At 66.6% G+C, this 2,412-nt stretch carries 4 protein-coding genes; 3 read left to right on the forward strand and 1 reads right to left on the reverse strand.

The features are described 5' to 3' along the window. From EN969_RS26715 to EN969_RS26725, 3 genes are all read left to right on the forward strand, one after another. On the forward strand, window positions 1-557 hold a 557-nt coding region (locus tag EN969_RS26715), incomplete at its 5' end, for a DUF3108 domain-containing protein (protein WP_164758512.1). A 34-nt stretch (window positions 558-591) separates the two neighbouring features. Further along, window positions 592-1,503, forward strand: coding sequence for an EamA family transporter (locus EN969_RS26720; protein ID WP_063169104.1), 912 nt, complete (start codon window positions 592-594; stop codon window positions 1,501-1,503). Beyond that, a complete protein-coding gene (locus tag EN969_RS26725) occupies window positions 1,500-2,186 on the forward strand; it encodes a lysoplasmalogenase (RefSeq protein ID WP_063169103.1) in 687 nt (228 codons plus the stop codon). The genes EN969_RS26720 and EN969_RS26725 overlap by 4 nt, the downstream gene beginning before the upstream one ends. A gap of 1 nt (window position 2,187) precedes the next feature. Here the strand turns inward: EN969_RS26725 and EN969_RS26730 are convergent. Further along, window positions 2,188-2,412, reverse strand: a 225-nt coding sequence (locus EN969_RS26730) for a cupin domain-containing protein (protein WP_164758513.1), incomplete at its 5' end; no start/stop codon positions are given.

The following is a 2,412-nucleotide window of genomic DNA, read 5'->3' on the forward strand; positions in this document are numbered from 1 at the left end:
CGTCCAAAGGCACGATTGCGGGCAAGAGGATGGTGCCGCAGGCATTCCGCGCCGATTACACCTCCGGCAAGAAGGCATCGGTGGTCGACATCCGCTTTGCAAATGGCAGGGTCACCTCGACGCAGGTCGTCCCGGCGCCGGGCAAGCGCGACCCCAAGAGTTGGGTGCCGCTCGGTGCCGGCGACCTGGCATCGGTGCTCGATCCGATGGCTGCCACCGTCATCCATGCCGACAGCCTCGACCAGGTCTGCGGCCGCACGGTAAAGTTCTACGACGGCGAGATGCGCGCCGATCTGACGCTGACTTACGCTTCGAAGGGCACGATCTCGGTGCCGGGCTACAAGGGCGACACGGTTACCTGCCGGATGGGCTTCGAGCCGGTGGCTGGCTATCGCAAGGGCCGCAAGGCGCTCAACTATCTCAAGAGCAAAAGCCGCATGATGGTGACGTTTGCACCGCTCGGCCAAACCGGCGTATATGCGCCGATCCATGCCACGGTGGGCACGCAGATCGGCACCTTGACCATCAGCGCCGGACGTTTCGAAGCGGTACAATAGCCAGGCGCAGAATTGGCGCGCCACTGGAGACAGAATGGGGCGCGCAACACTGATCGGCTTTTCGGCGGTCGCCATGTGGGCGCTGCTCGCACTGCTCACCGATGCGTCGGGCCAGGTGCCGCCGTTCCTCTTGTCGGCGATCACCTTCTCGATCGGCACCGGTGTCGGGCTGGTCGCGCGGCTGTTCATGCCGGCACCCGACAAGAGCCAGAAGATACCGCCGCAGGTGTGGCTGATCGGCATTGCCGGGCTGTTCGGCTACCACTTCTTCTATTTCACAGCGCTGCGCAATGCGCCGGCTGTGGAGGCGAGCCTGATCGCCTATCTATGGCCTTTGCTGATCGTGCTCGGCTCGGCGCTGATGCCGGGCGAAAAACTGGCCTGGAACCATGTCGTCGGCGCGCTGCTCGGCCTTGCCGGCACCGTGCTGATCGTCACCAAGGGCGGGGGCCTCGCCTTCGACGCCCGTTACGCCTTCGGCTATGCGATGGCCGCCGTTTGTGCCGTGCTGTGGTCGTCCTATTCGCTGTTGTCGCGGCGCTTCCCGTCGGTGCCGACCAGCATCGTCACCTGGTTCTGCGCGGCGACCGCGGTGTTGTCGCTCGCCTGCCACCTGGCGCTGGAACAGACGGTTCTGCCTGACGGTGCCGGCCAGTGGCTGGCCGTGCTCGGCCTTGGCCTGATGCCGGTGGGGGCGGCCTTCTATGCCTGGGACATCGGCGTCAAGCGCGGCAACATCCAGGTGCTGGGTGCTGCAAGCTACGCCGCACCGCTGTTGTCGACGCTGGTGCTGATCGCGGCCGGCGTCGCCGAGCCGTCGCTGCGCATCCTCGCCGCCTGCGTGCTCATCACCGGCGGGGCCGCACTTGCAGCGAAGTCGCTGTTCCTGCGCAAACCAGCGGCTGAGAGCGGAGCCAGGGCGTCCCAAAGCAGGGCCGGGGCATGACGATGCCGTTTGCCGGCGGCATCGACGCAAATGCCAATGCGACACTGATCTTTTCGCTGGCGGCGGCGGTGATCTACGCCTTTACGCTTGGCATGCCACCAACGCTCGCCCGCTCGGCGGCAAAGACGCTCGCCGTGGCGATGCTTGCCGTGTTGGCCGGGCTGCAGGGCGGCCCGCTGCTGCTCGCCGCCGCGCTCGCCCTCAGCGCCGTTGGCGACGCATTCCTGTCGCGCGACGGTGAAAAGGCCTTCCTCGGCGGGCTGGCCAGTTTTCTTGTCGCCCACATCGTCTATGTCGCGCTGTTCCTGCGCAGCGGTGGCGGGTTGGGGGTGCTTGGCGCCGAGTCGTGGCGCGGAGCGATCGCGCTCGCTATGGCGGTGTTTGCGGCCGTCATGCTGGCGGCGCTGTGGCGGCGCGTCGGTCCCGGCCTGCGTATGCCGATCGCCGTCTATGTCGCTGCGATCCTGGCAATGGGTATCTCGGCGCTGACCACCAGCAACGTCTCCGTGATCGGCGGCGCGCTGTTGTTCATGGCATCCGACGGGCTGCTCGCCACGGAGAAATTCCTGGTGGCCGCCATCTCGCCGCACCGCGCCTGGATGCGCTTCGCCGTCTGGGCGCTGTACTACGCCGCCCAACTCGCGATCACGCTTGGGTCCCTGCTATATCCGGGCTCTTATTGAGCTACGGTTGTTTCGGCTGCCAGCCGGGTGCTGCCAGTTCGAAGGCGGCAAACTCGAAGCCCGGCGCGACGGTGCAGCCGACCAGCGTCCATTCGCCGAGGCTGCGCGCCGATTGCCACCAGCCCGCCGGCACGACGATCTGCGGCCGCTCACCGGCTGCGAGATCGATTCCAAGCACCTGCTCCACAACGGTGCTGCCTTCTTCCCACATTGCCAGTGCCAGCGG

Source organism: Mesorhizobium sp. M7A.F.Ca.CA.003.01.2.1 (genome assembly GCF_003998945.1).
Taxonomy (GTDB): Bacteria; Pseudomonadota; Alphaproteobacteria; order Rhizobiales; family Rhizobiaceae; genus Mesorhizobium; species Mesorhizobium ciceri.

Bases quoted from the DNA above. Each gene is read 5' to 3' on its own strand.
- EN969_RS26720 (WP_063169104.1), top strand. From the start codon at position 592: ATGGGGCGCGCAACACTGATCGGCTTTTCGGCGGTCGCCATGTGGGCG.
- EN969_RS26725 (WP_063169103.1), top strand. From the start codon at position 1,500: ATGACGATGCCGTTTGCCGGCGGCATCGACGCAAATGCCAATGCGACA.